The organism is Photobacterium jeanii (genome assembly GCF_001650345.1).
Lineage (GTDB): Bacteria > Pseudomonadota > Gammaproteobacteria > Enterobacterales > Vibrionaceae > Photobacterium > Photobacterium jeanii.
Genome location: NZ_LVHF01000017.1, coordinates 1 through 23,959, shown reverse-complemented (window position 1 = coordinate 23,959; position 23,959 = coordinate 1). Strand labels below are relative to the sequence as shown.

Below are 23,959 nucleotides of genomic sequence, written 5' to 3'. Positions count from 1 at the left end.
TTGTTGCCTAGTCACACCACCAACTACTTTGAGCAAAACTTATAATTTTGTTTTTTAAATATTTCGATATTTGAAATACGTTAGAGCAAGTCAGTGGCTTTAGTTCAAGGAGAACACGCGGAGCTTATGACCATAAGTGAGCATGTTTGACACAGAAATAAAGACACTGACGCAGCTATAAGGATTTTAAAACATGAATGTATTGATTATTGGCGCAGGCGGTCGTGAACACGCACTAGGTTGGAAAGCCGCTCAAAACCCAAATGTTGAGACAGTTTTCATTGCCCCAGGTAACGCAGGGACAGCACTTGAGCCGAAACTTGAAAATGTCGCTATCGGTGTCGAAGACATCGAAGCACTGGTTGCCTTTGCCAAAGAGAAAGCCATTGAGCTAACCATTGTGGGTCCTGAAGCGCCATTGGTGATCGGTGTAGTCGATGCATTCCAAGCTGCTGGCCTCCCTATCTTTGGTCCGACCGAAGCCGCAGCCCAACTTGAAGGCTCAAAAGCTTTCACTAAAGATTTCCTAGCTCGCCACCAAATCCCAACAGGCGCTTACGCTAACTTCACTGAAATCGAACCAGCACTTGCTTACGTTCGTGAACAAGGCGCACCGATTGTAGTTAAAGCCGACGGCCTTGCTGCCGGTAAAGGTGTTATTGTCGCGATGACACTTGAAGAAGCCGAAGATGCGATCAAAGACATGCTGGCTGGCAATGCCTTTGGTGAAGCGGGCAGCCGCGTGGTGATCGAAGAGTTCCTCGACGGTGAAGAAGCAAGCTTTATCGTGATGGTCGATGGCGAGAACGTTCTACCAATGGCCACCAGCCAAGACCACAAACGTGTTGGTGATAAAGACACAGGACCAAACACAGGTGGTATGGGTGCTTACTCACCAGCGCCTGTGGTGACACCAGAAATCCACAACCGCATCATGGATGAGGTGATCTACCCGACCGTACGCGGCATGGCGGCTGAGGGTCACCCCTACACAGGTTTCCTCTATGCTGGCTTGATGATCGATCAAGACGGTACACCAAAAGTGATCGAGTACAACTGCCGCTTCGGCGATCCAGAAACGCAACCTATCATGATGCGTATGGAGTCAGACCTCGTTGAGCTTTGCCTAGCTGCTGTCGACAAGAAGCTAGAGACTGTTGAGTCTAAGTGGGACCCACGTGCGTCTATCGGTATCGTACTGGCAGCAGGTGGTTACCCAGCGTCTTACAATAAAGGCGATGTGATTTCAGGCTTACCACAACAAGAAGTGGCTGGCGAGAAAGTCTTCCACGCCGGTACGGCGAACCAAGCAGGCGATGTGGTGACCAACGGCGGTCGCGTACTGTGTGCCACCGCTCTGGGTAATAGCGTATCTGAAGCGCAGCAACGCGCTTACGCACTGGCGAAACAAATTAGCTGGGATGGCATGTTCCACCGCAATGATATCGGCTACCGTGCCATTGCTCGCGAGCAAGCAAAATAAACTAAGCTTCGCCAATATGGTGATTTTGCAAGCCTAGCCCAATAACAAAAACGCGCCCATCGGCGCGTTTTTTCATTTAAATCTATCTCGGCTTATCGGCGGACAATACCGATTATTCGCTCTCAGTATCTGGCGATACCAAGCAACTGCCCCCAGGTTGAAGCAGTAACAGCTCAGACGTCGTTAACTCACTACGACGTACCTTACCCGTCACCGCCATAAAATAGCCCTGTTGAGGCGTATCTAGCTGCTGTTGAAGGTAATCTGGTAACGCGTCGCTAAAGCGCACCGTAAGCGCCTTGCCATCACCACACCGCACTAACTTACCGTTATGCCATTGCCCTTGTACTAAGCCAATGTTGTCTTTGCTCTGTGCTTTGATGGTATCTAGCGCTTTATCGGCTTGCTTGGCGTAACGAAACAGCTGGGTGTCCGACAGTGGTAACACGACCCCATCCGATAAGTAACGTTGAAAGACCGCTTGCCCTTGGGTGTCGTAGCGAACATGAAGCGTGAACGGCTTCACTTGCGCCCCTTGGAGCTGAGTGCCTTCACGTTTTACTTCTCGCAGCTTACCTGCACGCCAACGATACACAGTTTGGTATTCACCGTAGTCGCCTTGCCATACTCGCTCGGCAAGTGACATAGGACGGTTTTGACGATGGGTATACCAATACACGCTAGTGCTATCGCCGAGCGATTGGCCGCCAACATGGGTTTCAATTTGAGTCACTGGATTTTCAGGAAGCTGGGTTGATGCACAACCGACAAGCAGAAACGATGAGAGGAGGAAAAGGAAAGATCGCTTCATATAAGAAAAACTCCGCCAGCAAGGATACTGGCGGAGTATAGATTATTTCACTGCGTCTTTCAGCGCTTTACCAGAAACGAATGCAGGAACGTTTGCTGCTGCGATCTGGATCTCTTGGCCAGTTTGTGGGTTACGGCCAGTGCGTGCTGCGCGGTGGTTTACTTTAAAAGTACCAAAACCGATAAGCTGAACTTGTTCACCTTCTTTAAGCGCGTCAGTAATGCCCTCAAGTGTTGACTCTAGCGCAGCTTTAGCTTGAGCTTTAGAAAGATCCGCTTTTTCTGCGATTAGGTCAATCAGTTGGGTCTTGTTCATTTGGTTTCCCTTCTAAGGTTTGTTCTTCAGACGCATCAACTCTAATTCAAAAGAAGCCTTTGTGGCAAAGGTTTGTCAGCTCTGAATTGGCTAGATGCGGAGTCTTTAACCATAAACTGAGCGCAAGTTCACAAAATGTTACGGATTTGAGTAGCAAAAAAATTGTAGGCGAGTATTGCAAGAGCGAATAATATAAGCGAAGTCTATCAATTAAATGCAGGTAACCATGTTACTCCTTACGATTTACATCGCGATTGCGATTGGTGTTTCGTTTATTTGTTCGGTGCTTGAAGCCGTTCTTTTGAGTATCTCGCCAAGTTATATTGGCTCTTTGCGTCAGCAAAATCACCCAGCCGCACCACGTTTGGCGGCACTAAAAGATAATATCGACCGCCCGTTGGCCTCGATCCTAACTCTTAATACCATTGCTCATACCGTGGGTGCTGCAACCGCAGGTGCCCAAGCGGCAGTGGTATTTGGCAGCCAATGGTTAGGGGCATTTTCCGCGTTCCTAACTTTTGCGATTCTATTGTTTTCAGAGATCATCCCGAAAACAATCGGTGCTACTTACTGGCGTCAGCTTGCGCCAACGTCAGCAACGCTATTACGCTGGATGGTTTGGGCATTAACCCCATTTGTTTGGCTATCAGAGCAAATTACCCGTCGCCTCGCGCACGGTCATGAGCAACCCAAGCTACGTGATGAGCTGTCCGCAATGGCAATGCTGGCGCGTGAATCAGGTGAGCTGGCTGAAGGTGAATCAAAAATTTTGGCGAACCTGCTGCAGTTTCGCGACGTGAGCGTTACCAAAATCATGACCCCACGCCCGGTACTGTTTCGCGTTGAGGCTGAGCAAACCATCAACGAATTTTTGGGTGAGCACAAAGACAGCCCATTTTCACGCCCATTGATTTACACCGAGCAGAAAGACGACATCATTGGTTTCGTCCACCGCTTAGAGCTTTTTGCCGAAAGCCAAGCCGGTCGTGGCAATAAAGAACTGGGCACCTTAATGCGCCCAATTCCTGTGGTACTGAACACGGTAAGCGTACCAAAAGCGTTTGAACAGCTAATGAAAGAGCGTTCGCAGTTGGTCTTGGTTGTCGATGAATACGGTACGGTGCAAGGTCTGGTGACGATGGAAGATATCTTTGAACACTTAGTGGGAGAAGAAATCGTCGATGAAGCCGACAAAAACACCGACATGCAGCAACTGGCATTTCAGCGCTGGGAGCGCTGGAAAAAACTGCATGGCGTGATCGAAAGCAAAGACGACGAGTAACCCTCGCAGTTCAAACTTTGCAAGTAACAGAAAACAACAAAGGGACCTTAGGTCCCTTTGTTATTTTTACACGATATCTTCGCTACCAAGTGCTTTACGCCAATGCTGCCTGTTGCGCTTTCACCTTCGGAGCGGAATACATCAAGCCAACCACTAATGCCATTACCGCTGGTACAATCCAACTCGCGTAGAAGCCGTACAGTGGTAACACTTGGTCACAGAAGCTTTCCAATGCCGCTGGTGTCTTACCTAAGATATGCAGCGCATCCAACCCACCAAAGGCAGCCGCTGTTGCCACTGTCATCAACACCGCACCTTGCGTTAAACGCTTACGTAACGGCGCGACAAACAACAGCACAATCGCAATCGGGTGCAACGCCACCACTACCGGTAAAGTGATTGCCAATAGCTGATCCAAGCCCACATTCGCAACCAAACCAGACAAAATCATGGTTGCCCATACACTTGCTTTGTACGATACCGGTGTAAACGTGCGGCTGTAGAACTCACTGCCGGCGGTTGTCACACCAATCGCGGTAGTCAAACATGCCAATACCATCACAGAGCCCAACAATACCGTGCCGTAAACACCAAAGTGTAAAGTGGTGAATGCCGTTAGAATTTCACCGCCATTGGTAAACTCAGAACCCAAATCCGCACTGGTGCTACCGATGTAAGCCAATGCAATGTATACCAACGCCATCGCCACTGCGTACATTGCCGCTGCGTAGAAGGTGTACTTTGCCACAGCCTTTGGCTCTTTCACGCCCATACCTTGGATTGCACGGAAAATCACCCAGCCAAAACCAATCGAGCCTAACGCATCCATGGTCATGTAGCCTTGAGTCAAACCTTCCGCTAGCGCGTTATCTTTATAAGCCGCAGCCGTGGTCATCACATCACCGCTTGGGTAAACCACCGCAAAAATAGCCAGAGTCGATAGCATGATGATCAACACAGGTGTTAACCACTTACCTAACGTGTCCACCAGCTTACCTGGGTATAGCGAAAATAAGATCGCCGCAAAACAAAATGCTGCCGAGAACAGAGGCAGAACGCTATCACCAACAAAAGGCGCAAAAGTAAACTGGTAAGCAACAGTAATAGCACGTGGGATGATGAAGGCAGGACCAATAACAATGAACACCATCACCCAAAAGCTGGTAGCTAACTTACGAGGCAGTGCGGCTGTTAAGTTATCAGAACCATTCACCAAAGCCACCATCACTAGCGCCAATGCAGGTAGACCGACACCCGTTAGCAAAAAGCCAACCATGCCACTCAGGAAGTTGTCGCCCGCTTGGTAACCCAAGAAGGGAGGGAAGATTAAGTTTCCGGCGCCTAAATACATGGCGAATGTCATAAAGCCTAAAGCGGCGATGTTGCGTGCACTTAACATAGTAGTCCTCGGCATGTTTACGATGCGATGTTGTGTTGCATTGCGTTACGTAAGTCAGCTTGGAGGAAAGTGAGGCAAGGTTTTTGTAGATATTGCGGCTGCCAACTTTACTCAAGCTGACAGAAAGATAGATATAGCCCGTCAGCTCCGAATCAGGTTCAGAGAGAGGAGGAGCAGACCAGCGTTCGCGAAAGCGATAGCAGAGCGAGATATACGCATAACTGTATTCACATTGGCTCCTTAACTCGACAGGTATAAATAGACTCACAAAAGGAAACGTGCCCCTTTCGTTTAACGACTAATGTTATAAACGCCCCACGACAGACAAACAACCCCCAAAATAAAATAAGTGCATTGGATTACACCGCAACCATAAATCAGCATATATCACTGGTTTTTAACTCAACATTCAGAATGAAAAACTTAACACCTGAATAACAAACACAAAGTCGCACCTTTTTGAGGTATAAACCACAAACGATACGTACAAAAAAGGAGCCAAACGGCTCCTTTTCTATCATTAACGCATTAATCTTGAGGCGGTTAACTTATAGCGCGATGCCAATGTTGCTCACAGGCTCTGAGCGCAATTCGTCACGTAGACTGCGGATCAATTCGATATCACGCTTCTCGGCTTCTTTTAGCGCACGGAAGATGGCCCATTGCACATCCCACTCTTCACATACTGCTTCATTTTCTTTTTGGTTGTCGTTATTCACTTCAACACCAGAGCGTGCCGTTTCCAAATCCGCCACCGTTTCTGCTGACAACGAACTCAGCTTAGTGATGGTTTCCAGCATTAAGTCGCGATCTAACATCGCGTGCAGTAGATCCGCTAACGCCACACAAGCATCAATCGCAGGGTTAACCGCGTAAAGATCAAAATCTTCCGCACTAGGTACTAACTCTTCCAGTTTTTCCAACTGCTTTTCAAAGTTCACCTTTGCCGTTTTCACTGTTAGCACTTCCCAGATACTGTCTAGGATCACACGGTAAGTTTGTGCATTGGCAAATTCGGTTTCTTCACAGAACAGCACATAATTTGGGTACATGCGTTCACATAAGGACACCATAAAAGTAAGGTGTTGCCACGGCTCTAATTTCTCTAAACGAAGCTGAACGGGATTTTTTAGCATGGGATAATCTGCAGTAGTCATTTGCCGTCGATTCTACTTGATAATAGAAAGCCGAACAAATAATCGCGATGCTAAGATCCTCTGATCCACCCATTTGATCAACGCAAAAGGAAAGCGCAATGAACAAGGTACTGATCGTTTCTCGCCAACATAAGGTTTACCGCGAGCTGCTTGCCCAAGCCGCCTTGCCAGATTTAGAGGTTACCGACGATCCGCACCACGCCAATATTATCTTGGCCGATCCACCACGGATTGCCGATCAATTGGATTGCTACCCACAGCTACAATGGCTACAGTCGACCTTTGCAGGCGTTGATGCCCTCACCACCGAGCAGCAACGTCGGGATTACCAGCTAACCAATGTGCGTGGCTACTTTGGTCAGTTGATCAGTGAGTATGTACTGGGCTTTGTGATCGATCGTTTTCGTCACATCAGCCATTACCAACAGCTGAATCAAGCCAAACAATGGCAACCGCAGCCGTATCGCGCCCTCAGCAAGCTCACCATGGTGATTTTAGGCACAGGCTCCATCGGCAGTCATCTGGCGCGTAGTTGCCGTGCTCTGGGCTTTAAAGTCGTTGGCGTTAACCGTCACGGCCAAATGCCCGATCCCGCCTTTCATCGGTGCTACCGCGATCAAGAGCTCGAACAAGCTCTAGCCCAAGCCGATGTGGTTGTTTCTACCTTACCAGCCACAACAGCGACCGACGATATCCTCAATGCCACCAGCCTTAGCCACTGCCAAGGGGCGTTACTGTTTAATGTTGGCCGCGGTAACGCCGTGTGTGAGCAAGGGTTACTCACAGCGATTGATAGTGGTCATATTGCTCATGCTTACTTAGATGTCTTTAAACAAGAGCCATTGCCTGCAGAGCACCCGTTTTGGGAAAATGAGCACATCACCATCACGCCACACATTGCTGCCGAAAGCTTCCCCGAGCAAGTGATGACCATTTTTAGCCACAACTACCGTCGCTTCCACCAGCAACAACCACTAGACTATGTAGTAGATTTCGAACAAGGCTATTAATCTGTGTCGCAACAATTCTGTCACTTATTGGATCGTGTACGTGCGTGCACGATCTGCCAAGATCATCTCCCTCATGCTCCCCGTCCGGTCATTCAAGCACACCCCGAGGCAAAACTGTTGATCATCGGCCAAGCACCGGGCACTAAGGTTCATGAAACAGGCATTCCATGGAATGACACCAGTGGCCAACGCCTGAGGCAATGGCTCGATTTACCACCTGAGCTGTTCTACGATCCGAAACACATAGCCATTGTCCCTATGGGCTTGTGCTATCCGGGCAAAGGAAAATCAGGCGATTTACCACCACGCCCTGAGTGCGCGCCCCACTGGCACCCGCGAGTAATTCCGCAGCTGCCTAATGTCGGGATGACCTTATTAATCGGGCAATACGCCCAACAGTATTACCTGAGCAATAAACCCAAAACTCTGACTGAGACCGTCAAGCAATGGCAAACTTGGGCACCGCAATATTTGCCGCTGCCTCACCCATCGCCACGTAATACCCTGTGGCTCAAAAAGAACCCGTGGTTTGAAGCGCAAGTGGTGCCTTACATTCGTGACCATGTCCACCAGCATCTCGGCATAGCCGCTAAGACAGCACAATAACAACCGCGACATCATCAGCGCCCAAAAACAAAAAGCCCATGCCGGAGATACGGCATGGGCTTATTCACTTTCGATACTGCTATTGAGCTCAGCAGTAAAGTGTTGGCGTATTATTTGTGGTACGGCTTAGATAGCTCGTGAACCGCATCAACAAACACACCTGCGTTTTCTGGCGGCACGTCTAGGTGGATACCATGACCTAGGTTAAACACGTGACCTGTACCTTCGTCACCGTAACCTTCAAGGATCGTTGCCACTTCTTGACGAATACGCTCAGGTTGGGCATAAAGCATTGATGGATCCATATTGCCTTGCAGCGCAACTTTATCGCCAACGCGCTTCTTCGCGTCTGCAATATTAATCGTCCAATCAAGACCCACAGCATCACAGCCCGTTGCTGCGATTTGCTCCAACCACATACCACCATTTTTGGTAAATAGGGTCACAGGTACGCGACGACCTTCGTTTTCACGGATCAGACCATCAACGATCTTGTGCATGTAGCGTAGTGAGAACTCATTGTAATCACGTGGTGTCAGTACCCCGCCCCAAGTATCAAATACCATCACAGACTGCGCACCCGCTTTGATTTGCGCATTCAAGTATTCAATCACGCTATCAGCCAGTTTATCTAGCAATAGGTGCAGGGTTTGTGGCTCTGCGTACATCATCTTCTTGATCTTAGTGAACGCTTTCGAGCTGCCACCTTCAACCATGTAAGTTGCCAATGTCCACGGGCTACCCGAGAAACCGATCAGCGGTACTTCACCTTGTAGATCTTTACGGATTTGACGCACTGCGTTCATAACGTATTGCAGTTCGCCTTCAGGATCAGGTAGGCCAATCTTTTCTACGTCGGCTTTACAGGTAATTGGGCGCTCAAATTTAGGGCCTTCACCCGCTTCGAAGTACAGACCAAGACCCATTGCATCAGGGATCGTCAGAATGTCAGAAAACAGGATCGCAGCATCCAGTGGAAAACGGCGCAGTGGCTGAAGTGTCACTTCACTTGCCAACTCTGCATTCTTACATAGCGACATAAAATCACCAGCAACGCTACGTGTCGCACGGTACTCTGGCAGGTAACGGCCAGCTTGACGCATCATCCACACCGGGGTGCAATCGACCGGTTGCTTCAGCAACGCACGTAGGTAACGGTCATTCTTTAATTCGCTCATTTGAAACTCCGTGGGTAAATTCTGCGGGGTATTGTATCACTCCCCCACAGCAACAAAAGAGGGCATTTGTTAAGCAGATCATGTTTGTTGCAACATTCTGATTACTCTATTTGTCGCCACTCACCATTGCATGATACAACCATGCTCTTATCAGATAATAACAACGACTTGCTCATAAAAGAGTAATTATCACACCTTGCTCCCTCCCTCCGGAGGGTTTTTTTATGGCTTCTCTACCGCCTTAGTCATTAAATCTAATGATAATTCAATCAGATGACGTGCAATGGTTCCTTTCGGTGCCAGCTTAGGTAACGAGTCGACACCCGCCCATATCGCATCGCTCAATTCAGTATAATCTGGCTTCAATTCCCCACTCTGATAATCGGCAAGAAAGCCCATCATCAAGTTTGACGGAAATGCCCACGGCTGACTGGCGATATAGCGAATATTTTTCACTTCAATTCCAGTTTCTTCTTTAACCTCGCGAGCGACGCATTGCTCTAGGGTTTCACCCGCTTCAACAAAGCCGGCAATCACTGTGTACAGCCCTGTTTTATGACGTGGATGCTGAGCCAAAAGTAAGTGTTCATCACGACGTACCGCCACAATCACACACGGCGACACTCGCGGATAATGCCGCACACCACAGCCCTGACAGTGCATTGCCACTTCTTGCTCGGCAAGGGCGCAAACATCACCACACGAAGAACAATACTGTTGTGTCGCCACCATGTGCGATAGCTGGCAGGCTTTACCTGCTAAATCAAATAACGCCGGGGCAATCATCAATAAATCACGCTGAGTAAAGAAGCGGACTTCATCCAATTGTTCAGACGCTTCCAGCCAATAAACCGGATATCCGTCAAACTCACCAATTTGGCGAGCCCCTTCACAACAAAAACCTAAAGCTTCAGCTGAGGTTAGCGGAAGATCGCCATCTTCAAGGTAGAGTTTGCGATTTTTAACTACACACCAATAGGCAATTTCTTGTTTATTTAACATCAATGTTACATCCATCCTTGCAGGGTATCGTTTTTACTGGCAATCTAAACTTGATAACGGAATATGAATCCGCTTACAAGGTTCTCTTTATTAAGAGTTTCGTAGTAATAGTACCGCGTAATACTTGGGTCTGTGATGCTGTCTGCTAACAGTCATTCGGTATCACCTAATAGGCAGGATGCCTCTGTATTGCTGTTACATTGACAGCCTCGAGCACAATGAAAGCATGATTCAGTTACCACAGACTTGGGTATGATTTGCGGCTAGATCATGAGGGCATGGTCATGTTGAGTAAATTCGAACAAGTACAACAACAATGGGGTGGCACCAGTGACGTAATCGATCATTGGCTACTGTCGCGCCAGCAACTTCTTATCGACTATTGCAAGCTCGCCGGGTTACCACCTTTCGACAATAGCAATAATCAGCTCCCCGAATCATCACAATTACAGCTTTTCTCCCAGCAGCTCGTCGACTATATCTCGGCAGGCCACTTCAAAATTTACGACATGGTAATGGCACGCTGGAACGATACTGGCTACTCGCCAACCGAAGACATTTCTCAGCTGTATCTCAAAATCACACAAACCACAGATCCACTCCTCAACTTTGCAGATCGCTACTGTGACGACAACGAAGCGTTAGACAGCTTAGATGATGATTTATCTGTGATTGGTCAATTAATGGAGCAACGCTTCGCCTTAGAAGATCAACTCATCGAGCTGATCAGCGAAAGCTTAGCCTGCCCTCCAGGCGCCTAACCGCCGCCTGTATTCCCTCATGAATACGATGAAGCAGTTCAAGCTGCTTCGTCGATAACTTTTTCACGCTGCATCCTAGTGGCACGTGACTTCCACCTCGATAGAGTGGAACTCTTCTCTCAACTTTTGCCCTCAAAGACATCTTACGCCTCAAGGCCATCAGCTAAAGCCTGAAATAAGCAAAGTAAGATCGCACTGCCAATGTACTCAGCTAGCGCAGGCTCAGCGACGTAAGCACAACCGATAAACGCCGGAAAACAAAAAGGCATCCCGAAGGATGCCTTTTTTATATCAAGTATGACGTCGATGATTAATCGTCGTTCAGACCCGCGTTAAGCAGTGCTGCAAGATCTTGAGTCGCTTGCTCTTGATCTACTTGAGGCGCTACTGGCTCAAGTTCTGCATCACGGCTGCGTTGACGCTCTTGGTGGTATGCGAAACCGGTACCCGCTGGGATTAGACGACCAACGATTACGTTTTCTTTCAGACCACGTAGCTCATCACGCTTACCAGAAACAGCGGCTTCTGTAAGAACGCGTGTTGTCTCCTGGAACGATGCCGCAGAGATGAATGATTCAGTCGCTAGCGACGCTTTCGTGATACCTAGTAGGTCACGTGTGTATGTCGCAGGTTGCTTGCCTTCAGCTTCTAGCTGACGGTTAGCAATCGTTACGCGAGAGTATTCAACTTGCTCACCTGGTAGGAACTCAGAGTCACCAGAAGTTGAGATAGTTACCTTACGTAGCATCTGACGAACGATAGTCTCGATGTGCTTATCGTTAATCTTAACGCCTTGTAGACGGTAAACTTCCTGAACTTCGTTCACGATGTATTCTGCTACTGCGTGTACACCACGTAGACGTAGAATATCGTGCGGAGTTTCTGGACCATCGGCAATAACATCACCACATTCAACCTTCTCACCTTCGAATACGTTCAACTGACGCCATTTCGGAATCATTTCTTCGTACGCGTTACCTTCAGCAGGTGTGATGATTAGGCGACGTTTACCTTTAGTTTCTTTACCAAACGAAACGGTACCCGTGATTTCTGCAAGAATTGCAGGCTCTTTCGGTTTACGTGCTTCGAATAGGTCAGCAACTCGTGGTAGACCACCGGTGATATCTTTAGTACCGCCAGAAGCTTGAGGAATACGTGCTAGCGTATCACCGATACCAACTTCTGCACCGTCTTCTAGTTGAACGATAGCTTTACCTGGTAGGAAGTATTGTGCTGGCATTTCAGTGCCGGCGATCATTACATCGTTACCTTGCTCGTCTACTAGTTTAACGGTTGGACGCATGTCTTTACCTGCACCAGTACGCTCAGCAGCGTCTAGTAGGGTAATCATAGACAGACCTGTTAGCTCATCAGTTTGACGAGAAACAGTTACGCCATCGATCATATCAACGAACTTAACGCGACCCGCAACCTCAGTGATGATTGGCATTGTGTGTGGGTCCCAGTTAGCGACTACTTCGCCAGCTGCTACCGCATCGCCATCACCTTTAGATAGGTGCGAACCGTATGGTAGTTTGTAGTTCTCTTTAGTACGGCCGAATTCATCAATGATGCTCATTTCAGACGCACGAGAAGTAATTACAAGCTTACCTTCGTTGTTAGTTACGAACTTAGCATTCTGTAGTTTCACAGAACCAGTGTTCTTAACTTGGATGCTGTTTTCCGCTGCTGCTGCAGATGCCGCACCACCGATGTGGAACGTACGCATCGTAAGCTGTGTACCCGGCTCACCGATTGACTGTGCTGCAACAACACCAACCGCTTCACCCGTGTTCACTAGGTGACCACGTGCTAGGTCACGACCGTAACAGTTCTTACAACAACCGAAGTCGTTCTCACACGTTACAACCGAACGTACTTTCACTTGGTCAACAGAGTTTGCTTCCAGGATGTCACACCACTTCTCATCAAGAAGCGTGTTACGTGGCGCAAGAACTTCGTCTGTACCCGGCTTGATTACGTCTTCAGCTACAACACGACCAAGAACACGATCACCTAGTTGTTCTTTAACGTCACCGCCTTCGATTAGAGGCATCATAGTGATACCAGCGTGCGTACCACAGTCATCCGCAGTGATTACTACGTCTTGTGCTACGTCTACTAGACGACGTGTTAGGTAACCGGAGTTCGCAGTCTTAAGTGCGGTATCGGCAAGACCCTTACGAGCACCGTGCGTAGAGATGAAGTACTGTAGTACGTTCAGACCTTCACGGAAGTTCGCAGTGATCGGCGTTTCGATGATTGAGCCATCCGGCTTAGCCATCAGACCACGCATACCAGCAAGCTGACGAATCTGAGCGGCAGAACCACGAGCACCAGAATCGGCCATCATGTATACGCTGTTGAACGATTTCTGCTGTTCTTCTTCACCGTCGCGGTTAACCACAGTGTCGAAAGACAGGTTATCCATCATCGCTTTAGCAACTTGCTCATTCGCTGTTGCCCAGATATCGATAACTTTGTTGTAACGTTCGCCAGCAGTTACAAGACCAGACTGGAACTGTTCTTGGATTTCAGCAACTTCAGCTTCCGCTTCAGCGATCTTGGTGTATTTCGCGTCTGGTACAACCATATCGTCGATACCAACAGAAACACCAGATAGTGCCGCGTATGCAAAACCTGTGTACATGATTTGGTCAGCGAAGACTACTGTGTCTTTCATGCCCAATTCACGGTAACACGTGTTCAGCAGTTTAGAAATTTGCTTCTTACCTAGAGCTTCAGTGTTCACTAGGTCGTAAGACAGACCTTTAGGAACGATTTGCCATAGGATTGCACGACCAACAGTGGTATCAACAAGCTTAGTATCAGCAACTAGGTTGCCTTGCTCGTCGTAGCGGTGCTCAGTGATGCGAACTTTCACGCGAGCGTGTAGTTCTGCACTACCTGTGCGGTATGCCTTCTCTGCTTCAGCAGAGCCTTCAAGGTACATACCTTCACCCTTCGCGTTGATCTTGTCACGCGTCATGTAGTAAAGACCCAATACAACGTCCTGAGAAGGTACGATGATCGGATCACCAGACGCTGGCGATAGGATGTTGTTGGTAGACATCATCAGTGCACGTGCTTCAAGCTGTGCTTCCAGAGTTAGAGGTACGTGTACCGCCATCTGGTCACCATCGAAGTCGGCGTTGTATGCCGCACACACTAGTGGGTGAAGCTGAATCGCTTTACCTTCGATTAGTACTGGTTCAAATGCCTGAATACCTAGACGGTGCAGTGTTGGTGCACGGTTAAGCATTACTGGGTGTTCGCGGATCACTTCGTCTAGAATATCCCAAACAACCGCTTCTTCGCGCTCAACCATCTTCTTAGCAGCTTTGATTGTTGTCGCTAGACCACGAGTCTCAAGCTTGCCGTAGATGAATGGTTTAAATAGCTCTAGTGCCATCTTCTTAGGAAGACCACACTGGTGCAGACGTAGGTATGGACCTACGGTGATAACAGAACGACCTGAGTAGTCTACACGCTTACCAAGAAGGTTCTGACGGAAACGACCTTGCTTACCTTTGATCATATCAGCAAGCGATTTCAGAGGACGTTTGTTTGAACCAGTGATAGCGCGGCCACGACGACCGTTATCAAGCAATGCGTCAACAGATTCCTGAAGCATACGTTTTTCGTTACGTACGATAATGTCAGGAGCTGCTAGATCCAGTAGGCGCTTCAGACGGTTGTTACGGTTGATTACGCGACGGTACAGATCATTCAGATCTGATGTTGCGAAACGACCACCATCTAGCGGTACCAACGGACGTAGATCCGGCGGAAGTACTGGTAGTACAGACAGGATCATCCACTCTGGGTTGTTGCCTGACTGTAGGAATGCTTCAACAAGCTTAAGACGCTTAGTTAGCTTCTTACGCTTGGTTTCAGAGTTAGTTTCTTCCAACTCTTCACGCATGTTCTCGATTTCAGCATTAAGGTCCATGTTAGACAGCAATGCTTTAACCGCTTCAGCACCCATCTTCGCGTCGAACTCATCGCCCCACTCTTCAAGTGCATCCAAGTACTGCTCTTCAGACAGTAGCTGGCTACGCTCAAGGTTGGTCATACCAGGTTCGATTACCACGTAAGATTCGAAGTAAAGTACACGCTCGATGTCACGTAGCGGCATGTCCATTAACAGACCGATACGAGATGGCAGTGACTTCAAGAACCAGATGTGGGCTACAGGTGAAGCAAGCTCAATGTGACCCATACGCTCACGACGTACTTTAGTCTGAGTTACTTCTACGCCACATTTTTCACAGATAACACCACGGTGCTTCAGGCGTTTGTATTTACCACAAAGACATTCGTAGTCTTTTACCGGGCCAAAGATACGTGCACAGAATAGACCGTCACGCTCAGGCTTAAAGGTACGGTAGTTGATGGTTTCTGGCTTTTTAACTTCACCGAAAGACCATGAACGGATCATGTCTGGTGAAGCAAGACCGATTTTGATTGCATCAAATTCTTCAGTCTTGTGTTGTGCTTTCAGAAACTTAAGTAAGTCTTTCACATTCGGCTCCTGTGAGGAGTTGACCCATAAAGGCGCCAGTCTGCTGGCGCCTTCATATTTATACCGGAGTAACTAATAAGTATGGCTGATGCCTGCTTATTCGTCTTCCAGCTCGATGTTGATACCCAACGAGCGGATTTCTTTCAACAATACGTTGAACGATTCCGGCATACCAGGTTCCATGCGATGGTCGCCATCAACGATGTTTTTATACATCTTCGTACGGCCGTTAACGTCATCCGACTTAACAGTTAGCATTTCCTGTAGAGTGTAAGCTGCGCCATATGCTTCTAGCGCCCATACTTCCATCTCACCGAAACGCTGACCACCGAACTGAGCTTTACCACCCAGCGGCTGCTGAGTAACAAGGCTGTAAGAACCGGTAGAACGGGCATGCATCTTGTCATCAACCAAGTGGTTCAGTTTCAGCATGTACATGTAACCAACAGTTACAGGACGCTCAAACGCATCACCGGTGCGACCGTCAAACAGTTTCAACTGACCAGACTCTGGTAGGTCACCTAGCTTCAACAGTTCTTTGATAGATTTCTCTGGAGCACCATCAAATACTGGAGTCGCGATTGGTAGACCGCCACGTAGGTTTTTGATCAGCGTGCGAACTTCGTCGTCACTTAGCGCTGCAATATCTACGTTCTGACGAGTATCGCCTAGATCGTAAACTTTCTGCAGGAAGTTACGGAACTTGTGAAGTTCTTGCTGCTCTTTCAACATCTCGTTCAGTTTGTCACCGATACCTTTCGCTGCAAGACCCAAGTGAGTCTCCAGGATCTGACCGATGTTCATACGAGATGGTACACCCAGTGGGTTAAGAACGATGTCGACAGTCTGACCTTTCTCATCGTACGGCATATCTTCAACAGGGTTGATCTTAGAGATTACACCCTTGTTACCGTGACGACCCGCCATCTTATCACCCGGTTGGATACGACGCTTAACAGCTAGGTATACTTTAACAATCTTCAGTACACCCGGCGCTAGGTCATCACCTTGAGTGATCTTACGGCGCTTGGTTTCAAATTTCTTATCGAACTCAGCTTTCAGTTCGTCGTACTGCTCCGCCAACTGCTCTAGTTGGTTTTGTAGTGCTTCGTCATCTAGCGTTTGAGCGAACAGTTTCTCACGGTCCATGCCCGCGATCTTGTCATCGCTGTAACCAGCAGAAAGTAGCAGTGTGCGAACACGTGCAAGAAGGCCACCCTCAAGGATCTGGAATTCCTCAGTGATGTCTTTCTTCGCTTCTTTCAGCTGCATCTCTTCGATTTCAAGCGCACGCTTGTCTTTTTCTACGCCATCGCGAGTAAAGACTTGAACGTCGATGATAGTACCTGACACAGAGTTAGGTACACGTAGAGAAGAGTCTTTAACATCAGACGCTTTCTCACCGAAGATTGCGCGAAGTAGCTTCTCTTCTGGCGTTAGCTGAGTTTCACCTTTAGGTGTCACTTTACCTACCAGAATGTCGCCGCCTTTCACTTCAGCACCGATGTAAACGATACCTGATTCGTCTAGCTTAGATAGCGCAGCTTCACCTACGTTCGGGATATCAGCTGTGATTTCTTCTGAGCCAAGTTTAGTATCACGCGCCACACAAGATAGCTCTTGGATGTGGATAGTTGTTAGGCGATCTTCCTGAACAACACGCTCAGATACTAAGATGGAATCCTCAAAGTTGTAACCGTTCCAAGGCATGAACGCGATACGCATGTTTTGACCAAGCGCTAGCTCACCAAGGTCTGTTGAAGGACCATCAGCAAGTACATCACCGCGTGATACTGGCTCGCCAGGTAGCACGGTTGGACGCTGGTTGATACATGTGTTCTGGTTAGAACGGGTGTACTTAGTCAGGTTGTAGATGTCGATACCAGCTTCACCTGGTACAAGCTCGCTTTCGTTAACTTTGATAACGATGCGCGATGCGTCTACTGACTGAACCATACCACCACGTTTAGCAACCGCGGTTACACCTGAGTCAACTGCTACGTTACGCTCGATACCTGTACCAACTAACGGCTTATCAGCGCGTAGTGTTGGAACAGCCTGACGTTGCATGTTCGCACCCATAAGAGCACGGTTAGCATCATCGTGTTCAAGGAACGGGATTAGGGATGCCGCCACAGATACAACCTGGTTGGTTGCAACGTCCATGTACTGAACGTGGTCACGTGGGTGCAGACCTGAATCACCTTTCTGACGTGCAGTGATCAACTCGTCAGCAAAAGAACCGTCTTCGTTAAGCGCGGCGTTCGCCTGTGCAATAACGTATTGACCTTCTTCGATTGCAGACAAGTATTCAATGTCTTCGGTCACTTTACCGTCAACGACTTTACGGTATGGAGTCTCAAGGAAACCGTAAGGGTTACATTGAGCAAACACAGAAAGTGAGTTGATCAGACCGATGTTTGGACCTTCAGGAGTTTCGATAGGACATAGACGACCGTAGTGCGTCGCGTGTACGTCTCGAACTTCAAAGCCAGCACGTTCACGTGTCAGACCACCTGGACCAAGCGCCGAGATACGACGTTTGTGAGTAACTTCTGACAGTGGGTTGTTCTGGTCCATAAACTGAGACAGCTGAGAAGAGCCAAAGAACTCTTTTACTGCCGCAGAAATTGGCTTAGCGTTGATTAGGTCTTGTGGCATTACTGCATCAAGATCGCCTAGGCTTAGACGCTCTTTAACAGCACGCTCAACACGTACTAGACCAACGCGGAATTGGTTTTCAGCCATTTCGCCAACTGAACGAATACGACGGTTACCTAGGTGGTCGATATCATCAACTTCACCTTTACCGTTACGGATGTCGATCAGCTTACGCATAACATCAATGATGTCTTGCTCGGCTAGCGTGCCAGGACCTGTAGTCGTGTCACGTAGTAGAGAGCTGTTGAACTTCATGCGGCCAACCGCAGAAAGATCGTAACGTTCTTCAGAGAAGAATAGGCTCTCGAATAATTGCTCAGCAGCTTCACGCGTTGGCGGCTCGCCAGGACGCATCATACGGTAAATTTCAACCAATGCGCTTAGGCGATCAGTTGTATTATCGATGCGTAGCGTGTCAGACATGTATGGGCCGAAGTCTAGATCGTTGGTGAACAACGTCTGGATAGACTTGTGACCTGCCTGAGAAAGCAGTGCTAGAGACTCAAGGCTCAGTTCTTGGTTCGCTGCAACAATTAGCTCGCCAGTTTCTTCGTTCACGTAATCACGTGATGCAACTTTGCCTACGATGTATTCAACAGGTACTTCGATATGATCAACGCCGTCTTTGCCTAGTTGGCGAATATGACGAGCAGTGATACGACGACCTGTTTCAACGTACACTTTACCGTTCGCTTCGATGTCGAAACTTGCAGTTTCGCCACGTAGACGATCAGGTACTAGTTCCATTACTAAAGCAGTGCCTTGAACTTCGAAGTTTACTTTTTCGAAGAATAGGTCAAGGATTTCTTCAGTAGTTTTACCTAGTGCACGAAGAATGATAGAAGCTGGAAGCTTACGACGACGGTCGATACGTACGAATACGTTATCCTTAGGATCGAACTCGAAATCCAACCATGAACCACGGTATGGGATTACGCGCGCGTTATATAGAACTTTACCTGAGGAGTGGGTCTTACCCTTATCGCTGTCGAAGAAAACACCCGGGCTACGGTGCAGCTGGGATACGATAACCCTCTCGGTACCGTTAATAACGAATGTACCGTTATCTGTCATGAGCGGAATTTCGCCCATGTAAACTTCTTGTTCTTTGATGTCTTTTACGGTGCCAGCAGGCGCGTCTTTATCGTACATAACAAGACGTAGCTTCACGCGAAGTGGAGCAGAGTAAGTTACGCCACGAATCTGACATTCTTTAACATCGAAGACCGGCTCACCGAGACGATAGCTAACGTATTGCAGCTCGGAATTGCCGTTGTAGCTCTGAATTGGAAAAACAGAACGAAAGGCAGCTTCTAGACCGTAATGTCCTTCTGGATCCTGCTCGATGAATTTTGTGAAAGACTCAAGCTGGATCGACAGCAAGTATGGTATGTCCAAAACTTGCGGACGCTTACCAAAATCCTTACGGATACGCTTTTTCTCGGTATAAGAGTAAACCATAGGTTCCTCAGATCGCTGATAAGTGATCCAAACTGTCCAACTTTGGGACAGTGACTAGTGACATTGTTTATTGTAGGAACGACACATAAGAAAGTAGGTCGTTTTTTGCTCAGATAATGGTGGCAAAACAATGTGAAAATACCATTACCCTACAGCGCAAAAAGGCCGGTGGCATTAGCCACCAGCCATTAGCCTAAAAAGGCTAAGAAATTAAGTAATTATTACTTAACTTCAACAGAAGCACCAGCTTCTTCTAGTTGAGCTTTAAGAGCTTCAGCTTCAGCTTTGTCAACACCTTCTTTAAGTGGTGCTGGCGCGCCGTCTACTACAGCTTTAGCTTCTTTAAGACCTAGGCCAGTTGCGCCACGTACAGCTTTGATTACTGCAACTTTGTTAGCGCCAGCAGCTGTTAGGATTACGTCAAATTCAGTTTGCTCTTCAGCAGCTTCTGCTGCTGCGCCGCCTGCTACTACTGCTGCTGCAGCTGTAACGCCGAATTTTTCTTCCATAGCTTCGATAAGCTCAACAACTTGCATTACAGACATTTCTGCAACTGCGTCTAGGATTTGCTCGTTAGTGATAGACATAACAATTCTCTTTGAAATCAACAATTAATTTAATATAGCGTTCAGATAAAGCGAGGCAATTAAGCCGCTGCTTCTTCTTTCTGATCGCGTACAGCTGCGATAGTACGTACCAGCTTGCCAGCAGAAGCTTCTTTCATGCACATCATTAGGCGTGCGATAGCTTCGTCGTAAGTTGGTAGTGTCGCAAGAATTTCTGCGTCAGCAACAGCGCCTTCGAATGCGGCTGCTTTGATCTCGAAATCTTTGTTCTCTTTAGCGAAGTCTTTGAAAAGACGCGCTGCAGCACCTGGGTGCTCGTTAGAGAAACCGATCAGTGTAGGACCAACGAAAGTGTCTTGTAGACACTCAAAGTCAGTACCTTCAACTGCACGGCGTGCTAGTGTGTTACGAACAACTTTCAGGTAAACGCCGTTTTCACGAGCTTTTTTACGTAGAGAAGTCATTGCATCAACAGCAACACCACGAGAGTCAGCAACAACTGCAGACAGGGCACCATTGGCAGCTTCGTTGACTTCAGCAACAATTGCTTTTTTGTCTTGAAGATTTAATGCCATTGGAATAGCTCCTGGATTTCTGCTGGGTTTCCCCAGTCGTTACACCACTCACTGTCAACATGACAGGAGAGTTTAGTACGGCGCAGATCCAAGATAGATTTACATCAATCATGTTCTGGCACCGTCTACGTAGGTAATTATTAAGTTCCGAAGAACGCCTACGGTCTTGGACGAAGGCGACTTAACGAGTAAGCCACCATCAGCCATAAATTTGTGAACGCCAAATTATACAGTAATTTGGCGTTACTGCAAATTATTGTGCGTTAGTTTCCAGAGTGTTCTGGTCTAGCGCTACACCTGCACCCATAGTGGTAGAGATGCTAACTTTCTTAAGGAAAGTACCTTTAGCTGAAGAAGGCTTAGCTTTCTTCAGAGCAACTAGAAGAGCTTCTAGGTTCTCTTTTAGTTGAGCAGCATCGAAGTCCACTTTACCGATAGTAGTGTGGATGATGCCGTTTTTGTCGTTACGGTAACGAACCTGACCAGCTTTCGCGTTCTTAACAGCGTCAGCAACGTTAGGAGTTACAGTACCAACTTTAGGGTTTGGCATTAGACCGCGTGGACCAAGGATAGTACCAAGCTGACCTACAACGCGCATTGCATCTGGAGATGCGATAACTACGTCGAAGTTCATTTCGCCTTTCTTCACTTGCTCAGCAAGATCTTCCATACCCACTAGGTCAGCGCCAGCTTCTTTAGCAGCTTCAGCGTTTGCACCTTGAGTGAATACAGCAACACGGATGTCACGACCAGTACCGTGTGGTAGCACAGTTGCGCCACGTACGTTCTGGTCAGATTTACGTGCATCGATGCCTAGGTTCACAGCAACGTCTACAGACTCTGTGAATTTAGCAGTAGCTAGTTCTTTAAGAAGAGCAACAGCTTCGTTGATGTCGTACTCACGGTTTACATCAACTTTTTCGCGGATAACGCGCATACGCTTAGTTAGTTTTGCCATTGTCTTAACCCTCTACCACTAGACCCATTGAACGAGCAGTACCAGCAATCGAACGCTTCATAGCTTCGATGTCAGCACCAGTCATGTCCGCAGCTTTAGTTTCTGCGATCTCTTGGATCTGAGCGTCAGTTACAGTACCAACTTTCTCAGTGTTCGGACGGCCAGAACCAGACTTAACGCCAGCAGCTTTCTTAAGAAGAACAGCAGCAGGTGGAGTCTTAGTTACGAACGTGAATGAACGGTCGTTGTATACTGTGATAACAACAGGAATTGGAAGACCTTTCTCGATTGAGTCAGTCTTAGCGTTGAACGCTTTACAGAATTCCATGATGTTCACACCGTGTTGACCAAGAGCTGGACCAACCGGTGGACTTGGGTTTGCTGCACCAGCTGCTACTTGCAGCTTGATGTAAGCTTCTACTTTTTTAGCCATTGCTATATACCTAAATTTGGGTTCAAACGTCTATTTCTTAAAAAATAGACTCCCCGTCTAACGAAAGGGCGCGAAATTATAATTTAATTTCACGCCCCTGACAATATAAAACCGATTACTTTTTGATCAGCTTTTTTCTACTTGACCGAACTCTAGTTCAACTGGAGTTGCACGGCCAAAGATCGATACCGATACTTTAATACGGCTCTTATCGTAGTCCACTTCTTCAACAGTACCGTTGAAGTCAGAGAATGGACCATCGATAACACGAACAACTTCACCCGGCTCAAATACCGTCTTGTGAATTGGTGACTCGCTCGCCTTCTCTAGACGATTAAGGATCGCCGCCGCTTCTTTATCAGAAATCGGTGCTGGACGATCAGATGTTCCGCCGATGAAGCCCATTACACGAGGGATACTACGTACCAAGTGCCAGGTTTCATCGTTCATCACCATTTGTACAAGTACATAGCCTGGGAAGAACTTACGTTCGCTCTTACGGCGCTGGCCTGCACGTACTTCAACCACTTCTTCCGTAGGTACCAATACCTCTTCAAACTGGTCTTCCATACCATGCATTTTGATATGTTCACGTAGTGATTGTGCTACACGGCCTTCAAAACCAGAAAAAGCCTGAACAACATACCATCGTTTTTTTGGAGCTTCGCTCATGAACTCTTACCTCACACACCGGTAACTAGGCGGACTAGACGGACCATAATGCCGTCAATGCCCCATAGGGCTAACGCCATAACAACAGTGACAGCTAGAACGATAAAGGTTGTCTGCGTAGCTTCCTGACGAGTAGGCCATACTACCTTGCGGACTTCCATGCGCGATTCACGAGCAAACGTAATCGCGGTTTTACCCTTCGCTGTAAGTGCAGCCACACCAGCAGCAGCAGCAACAAGTACTACAACAGCCGCGGCACGGAACACTACAGAAACATCACTGTACAGGTAATTACCAACCACAGCGGCAGCGAGCAGCGCAATAACAACAACCCACTTTAGGCCATCCATGCTGCTTGAGCTGCTTGGGTTTTCGGCATTCGCTTTCATACAACCAACCTGTAACTAGTCTCAATATAGACGAAAATCACCCCGCAAGAGCGAGGCAACGAGAATGAAATTAGCTATTAAAGATGATCATCAACAGCCTAAAAACTTCATCACAATAAATTTTTCTCTGCGTTCAATGTCCAAAAAACAAACAATCTAGGCATTTAACGCAGAAAAAGGGCATCAAATGATGCCCTTTTTAGTACCGTGTCGTCAAATATTATTCAACGATAGTTGCAACAACACCAGCACCAACTGTNGTAACAGTCATAGAGATGTTATCACCAGGCATTACCATTTCTACGCCTTCAGGTAGCTCGATAGTACCTGTTACGTCAGTTGTACGGAAGTAGAACTGTGGACGGTAACCTTTGAAGAAAGGAGTGTGACGGCCGCCTTCATCTTTAGAAAGAACATAGATTTCTGAAGTGAAAGTAGTGTGTGGAGTGATTGAACCAGGCTTAGCTAGAACTTGACCACGCTCAACTTCGTCACGCTTAGTACCACGTAGAAGAACACCAACGTTCTCACCTGCACGGCCTTCGTCAAGAAGTTTACGGAACATCTCAACACCAGTACAAGTAGTAGCAGTAGTTTCTTTGATACCTACGATTTCTACTTCGTCACCTACAGAGATGATACCTTGCTCAACACGACCAGTTACAACAGTACCACGGCCTTGGATTGAGAATACATCTTCGATTGGAAGGATGAA

The 23,959-nt window shown here is 47.7% G+C and carries 21 protein-coding genes; 5 read left to right on the top strand and 16 right to left on the bottom strand.

Annotated elements, in window-relative coordinates; translation table 11 throughout:
• Positions 1-193 precede the first annotated feature (193 nt).
• A complete protein-coding gene (gene purD / locus A3K86_RS09515; RefSeq protein WP_068330671.1) occupies positions 194-1,483 on the top strand; it encodes a phosphoribosylamine--glycine ligase in 1,290 nt (429 codons plus the stop codon).
• 112 nt (positions 1,484-1,595) lie between these two features.
• On the opposite strand, the gene A3K86_RS09510 is transcribed toward purD, so the two are convergent.
• A complete protein-coding gene (locus tag A3K86_RS09510) occupies positions 1,596-2,294 on the bottom strand; it encodes a DUF1481 domain-containing protein (protein WP_068330670.1) in 699 nt (232 codons plus the stop codon).
• 42 nt (positions 2,295-2,336) lie between these two features.
• Positions 2,337-2,609, bottom strand: coding sequence for a nucleoid-associated protein HU-alpha (gene hupA, locus A3K86_RS09505; RefSeq protein ID WP_068330669.1), 273 nt, complete (start codon positions 2,607-2,609; stop codon positions 2,337-2,339).
• 226 nt (positions 2,610-2,835) lie between these two features.
• Here hupA and A3K86_RS09500 point away from each other — a divergent pair, with 226 nt between their 5' ends.
• The gene (locus tag A3K86_RS09500) at positions 2,836-3,891 is read left to right on the top strand and encodes a CNNM domain-containing protein (RefSeq protein ID WP_068330668.1); all 1,056 of its coding nucleotides are present in this window, start codon (positions 2,836-2,838) and stop codon (positions 3,889-3,891) included.
• Positions 3,892-3,985: 94 nt separating this feature from the next.
• Here A3K86_RS09500 and brnQ read toward each other — a convergent pair whose 3' ends face one another.
• A complete protein-coding gene (brnQ, locus tag A3K86_RS09495; RefSeq protein ID WP_068330667.1) occupies positions 3,986-5,290 on the bottom strand; it encodes a branched-chain amino acid transport system II carrier protein in 1,305 nt (434 codons plus the stop codon).
• A gap of 548 nt (positions 5,291-5,838) precedes the next feature.
• Positions 5,839-6,426: a YjaG family protein gene (locus A3K86_RS09490; RefSeq protein ID WP_068330666.1), complete on the bottom strand. Its 588-nt coding sequence runs from the start codon at positions 6,424-6,426 to the stop codon at positions 5,839-5,841.
• A gap of 119 nt (positions 6,427-6,545) precedes the next feature.
• Between A3K86_RS09490 and A3K86_RS09485 the strand changes: the two genes are divergently transcribed.
• The gene (locus A3K86_RS09485; RefSeq protein WP_068330665.1) at positions 6,546-7,457 is read left to right on the top strand and encodes a D-2-hydroxyacid dehydrogenase; all 912 of its coding nucleotides are present in this window, start codon (positions 6,546-6,548) and stop codon (positions 7,455-7,457) included.
• 3 nt (positions 7,458-7,460) lie between these two features.
• Positions 7,461-8,063 carry a uracil-DNA glycosylase family protein gene (locus A3K86_RS09480; protein ID WP_068330664.1) on the top strand — a complete coding sequence of 201 codons (603 nt, stop codon included), beginning with the start codon at positions 7,461-7,463 and terminating at the stop codon, positions 8,061-8,063.
• A gap of 110 nt (positions 8,064-8,173) precedes the next feature.
• On the opposite strand, the gene hemE is transcribed toward A3K86_RS09480, so the two are convergent.
• Together hemE and nudC are read right to left on the bottom strand one after the other, a co-directional pair.
• Positions 8,174-9,241 (bottom strand): uroporphyrinogen decarboxylase, encoded by a 1,068-nt coding sequence (gene hemE, locus A3K86_RS09475; protein WP_068330663.1) that lies wholly within the window; start codon positions 9,239-9,241, stop codon positions 8,174-8,176.
• A 222-nt stretch (positions 9,242-9,463) separates the two neighbouring features.
• A complete protein-coding gene (gene nudC, locus A3K86_RS09470; RefSeq protein WP_068330662.1) occupies positions 9,464-10,243 on the bottom strand; it encodes an NAD(+) diphosphatase in 780 nt (259 codons plus the stop codon).
• A 284-nt stretch (positions 10,244-10,527) separates the two neighbouring features.
• On the opposite strand from nudC, the gene A3K86_RS09465 reads away from it, so the two are divergent.
• Positions 10,528-11,004, top strand: coding sequence for an Rsd/AlgQ family anti-sigma factor (locus tag A3K86_RS09465; protein WP_068330661.1), 477 nt, complete (start codon positions 10,528-10,530; stop codon positions 11,002-11,004).
• 143 nt (positions 11,005-11,147) lie between these two features.
• On the opposite strand, the gene A3K86_RS23065 is transcribed toward A3K86_RS09465, so the two are convergent.
• From A3K86_RS23065 to A3K86_RS09420, 10 genes are all read right to left on the bottom strand, one after another.
• On the bottom strand, positions 11,148-11,273 hold the full coding sequence (locus A3K86_RS23065; RefSeq protein WP_269747611.1) for a hypothetical protein: 126 nt from the start codon (positions 11,271-11,273) through the stop codon (positions 11,148-11,150).
• 41 nt (positions 11,274-11,314) lie between these two features.
• Positions 11,315-15,529, bottom strand: a complete 4,215-nt coding sequence (gene rpoC, locus A3K86_RS09460; protein WP_068330660.1) for a DNA-directed RNA polymerase subunit beta' — start codon at positions 15,527-15,529, stop codon at positions 11,315-11,317.
• 96 nt (positions 15,530-15,625) lie between these two features.
• Positions 15,626-19,651, bottom strand: a complete 4,026-nt coding sequence (rpoB, locus tag A3K86_RS09455) for a DNA-directed RNA polymerase subunit beta (protein WP_068330659.1) — start codon at positions 19,649-19,651, stop codon at positions 15,626-15,628.
• Positions 19,652-19,872: 221 nt separating this feature from the next.
• A complete protein-coding gene (rplL, locus tag A3K86_RS09450; protein WP_068330658.1) occupies positions 19,873-20,238 on the bottom strand; it encodes a 50S ribosomal protein L7/L12 in 366 nt (121 codons plus the stop codon).
• Positions 20,239-20,297: 59 nt separating this feature from the next.
• Positions 20,298-20,792: a 50S ribosomal protein L10 gene (gene rplJ / locus A3K86_RS09445; RefSeq protein ID WP_068330657.1), complete on the bottom strand. Its 495-nt coding sequence runs from the start codon at positions 20,790-20,792 to the stop codon at positions 20,298-20,300.
• Positions 20,793-21,045: 253 nt separating this feature from the next.
• On the bottom strand, positions 21,046-21,750 hold the full coding sequence (gene rplA, locus A3K86_RS09440; protein ID WP_068330656.1) for a 50S ribosomal protein L1: 705 nt from the start codon (positions 21,748-21,750) through the stop codon (positions 21,046-21,048).
• Positions 21,751-21,754: 4 nt separating this feature from the next.
• Positions 21,755-22,183 (bottom strand): 50S ribosomal protein L11, encoded by a 429-nt coding sequence (gene rplK, locus A3K86_RS09435; protein ID WP_036817329.1) that lies wholly within the window; start codon positions 22,181-22,183, stop codon positions 21,755-21,757.
• A 126-nt stretch (positions 22,184-22,309) separates the two neighbouring features.
• A complete protein-coding gene (gene nusG, locus A3K86_RS09430; RefSeq protein WP_068330655.1) occupies positions 22,310-22,855 on the bottom strand; it encodes a transcription termination/antitermination protein NusG in 546 nt (181 codons plus the stop codon).
• A gap of 11 nt (positions 22,856-22,866) precedes the next feature.
• Entirely contained in the window at positions 22,867-23,244 is a 378-nt protein-coding gene (gene secE, locus A3K86_RS09425) for a preprotein translocase subunit SecE (RefSeq protein ID WP_068330654.1), read from the bottom strand.
• Between the two features lie 260 nt (positions 23,245-23,504).
• Positions 23,505-23,959 (bottom strand): EF-Tu C-terminal domain-related protein (locus A3K86_RS09420; protein WP_269747610.1); only part of this gene is annotated, 455 nt, incomplete at both ends.

Coding starts and splice junctions, on each gene's coding strand:
- purD (WP_068330671.1), top strand. CDS start 194: ATGAATGTATTGATTATTGGCGCAGGCGGTCGTGAACACGCACTAGGT.
- A3K86_RS09510 (WP_068330670.1), bottom strand. CDS start 2,294: ATGAAGCGATCTTTCCTTTTCCTCCTCTCATCGTTTCTGCTTGTCGGT.
- hupA (WP_068330669.1), bottom strand. CDS start 2,609: ATGAACAAGACCCAACTGATTGACCTAATCGCAGAAAAAGCGGATCTT.
- A3K86_RS09500 (WP_068330668.1), top strand. CDS start 2,836: ATGTTACTCCTTACGATTTACATCGCGATTGCGATTGGTGTTTCGTTT.
- brnQ (WP_068330667.1), bottom strand. CDS start 5,290: ATGTTAAGTGCACGCAACATCGCCGCTTTAGGCTTTATGACATTCGCC.
- A3K86_RS09490 (WP_068330666.1), bottom strand. CDS start 6,426: ATGCTAAAAAATCCCGTTCAGCTTCGTTTAGAGAAATTAGAGCCGTGG.
- A3K86_RS09485 (WP_068330665.1), top strand. CDS start 6,546: ATGAACAAGGTACTGATCGTTTCTCGCCAACATAAGGTTTACCGCGAG.
- hemE (WP_068330663.1), bottom strand. CDS start 9,241: ATGAGCGAATTAAAGAATGACCGTTACCTACGTGCGTTGCTGAAGCAA.
- nudC (WP_068330662.1), bottom strand. CDS start 10,243: ATGTTAAATAAACAAGAAATTGCCTATTGGTGTGTAGTTAAAAATCGC.
- A3K86_RS09465 (WP_068330661.1), top strand. CDS start 10,528: ATGTTGAGTAAATTCGAACAAGTACAACAACAATGGGGTGGCACCAGT.
- A3K86_RS23065 (WP_269747611.1), bottom strand. CDS start 11,273: ATGCCTTTTTGTTTTCCGGCGTTTATCGGTTGTGCTTACGTCGCTGAG.
- rpoB (WP_068330659.1), bottom strand. CDS start 19,651: ATGGTTTACTCTTATACCGAGAAAAAGCGTATCCGTAAGGATTTTGGT.
- rplL (WP_068330658.1), bottom strand. CDS start 20,238: ATGTCTATCACTAACGAGCAAATCCTAGACGCAGTTGCAGAAATGTCT.
- rplJ (WP_068330657.1), bottom strand. CDS start 20,792: ATGGCATTAAATCTTCAAGACAAAAAAGCAATTGTTGCTGAAGTCAAC.
- rplA (WP_068330656.1), bottom strand. CDS start 21,750: ATGGCAAAACTAACTAAGCGTATGCGCGTTATCCGCGAAAAAGTTGAT.
- rplK (WP_036817329.1), bottom strand. CDS start 22,183: ATGGCTAAAAAAGTAGAAGCTTACATCAAGCTGCAAGTAGCAGCTGGT.
- nusG (WP_068330655.1), bottom strand. CDS start 22,855: ATGAGCGAAGCTCCAAAAAAACGATGGTATGTTGTTCAGGCTTTTTCT.
- secE (WP_068330654.1), bottom strand. CDS start 23,244: ATGAAAGCGAATGCCGAAAACCCAAGCAGCTCAAGCAGCATGGATGGC.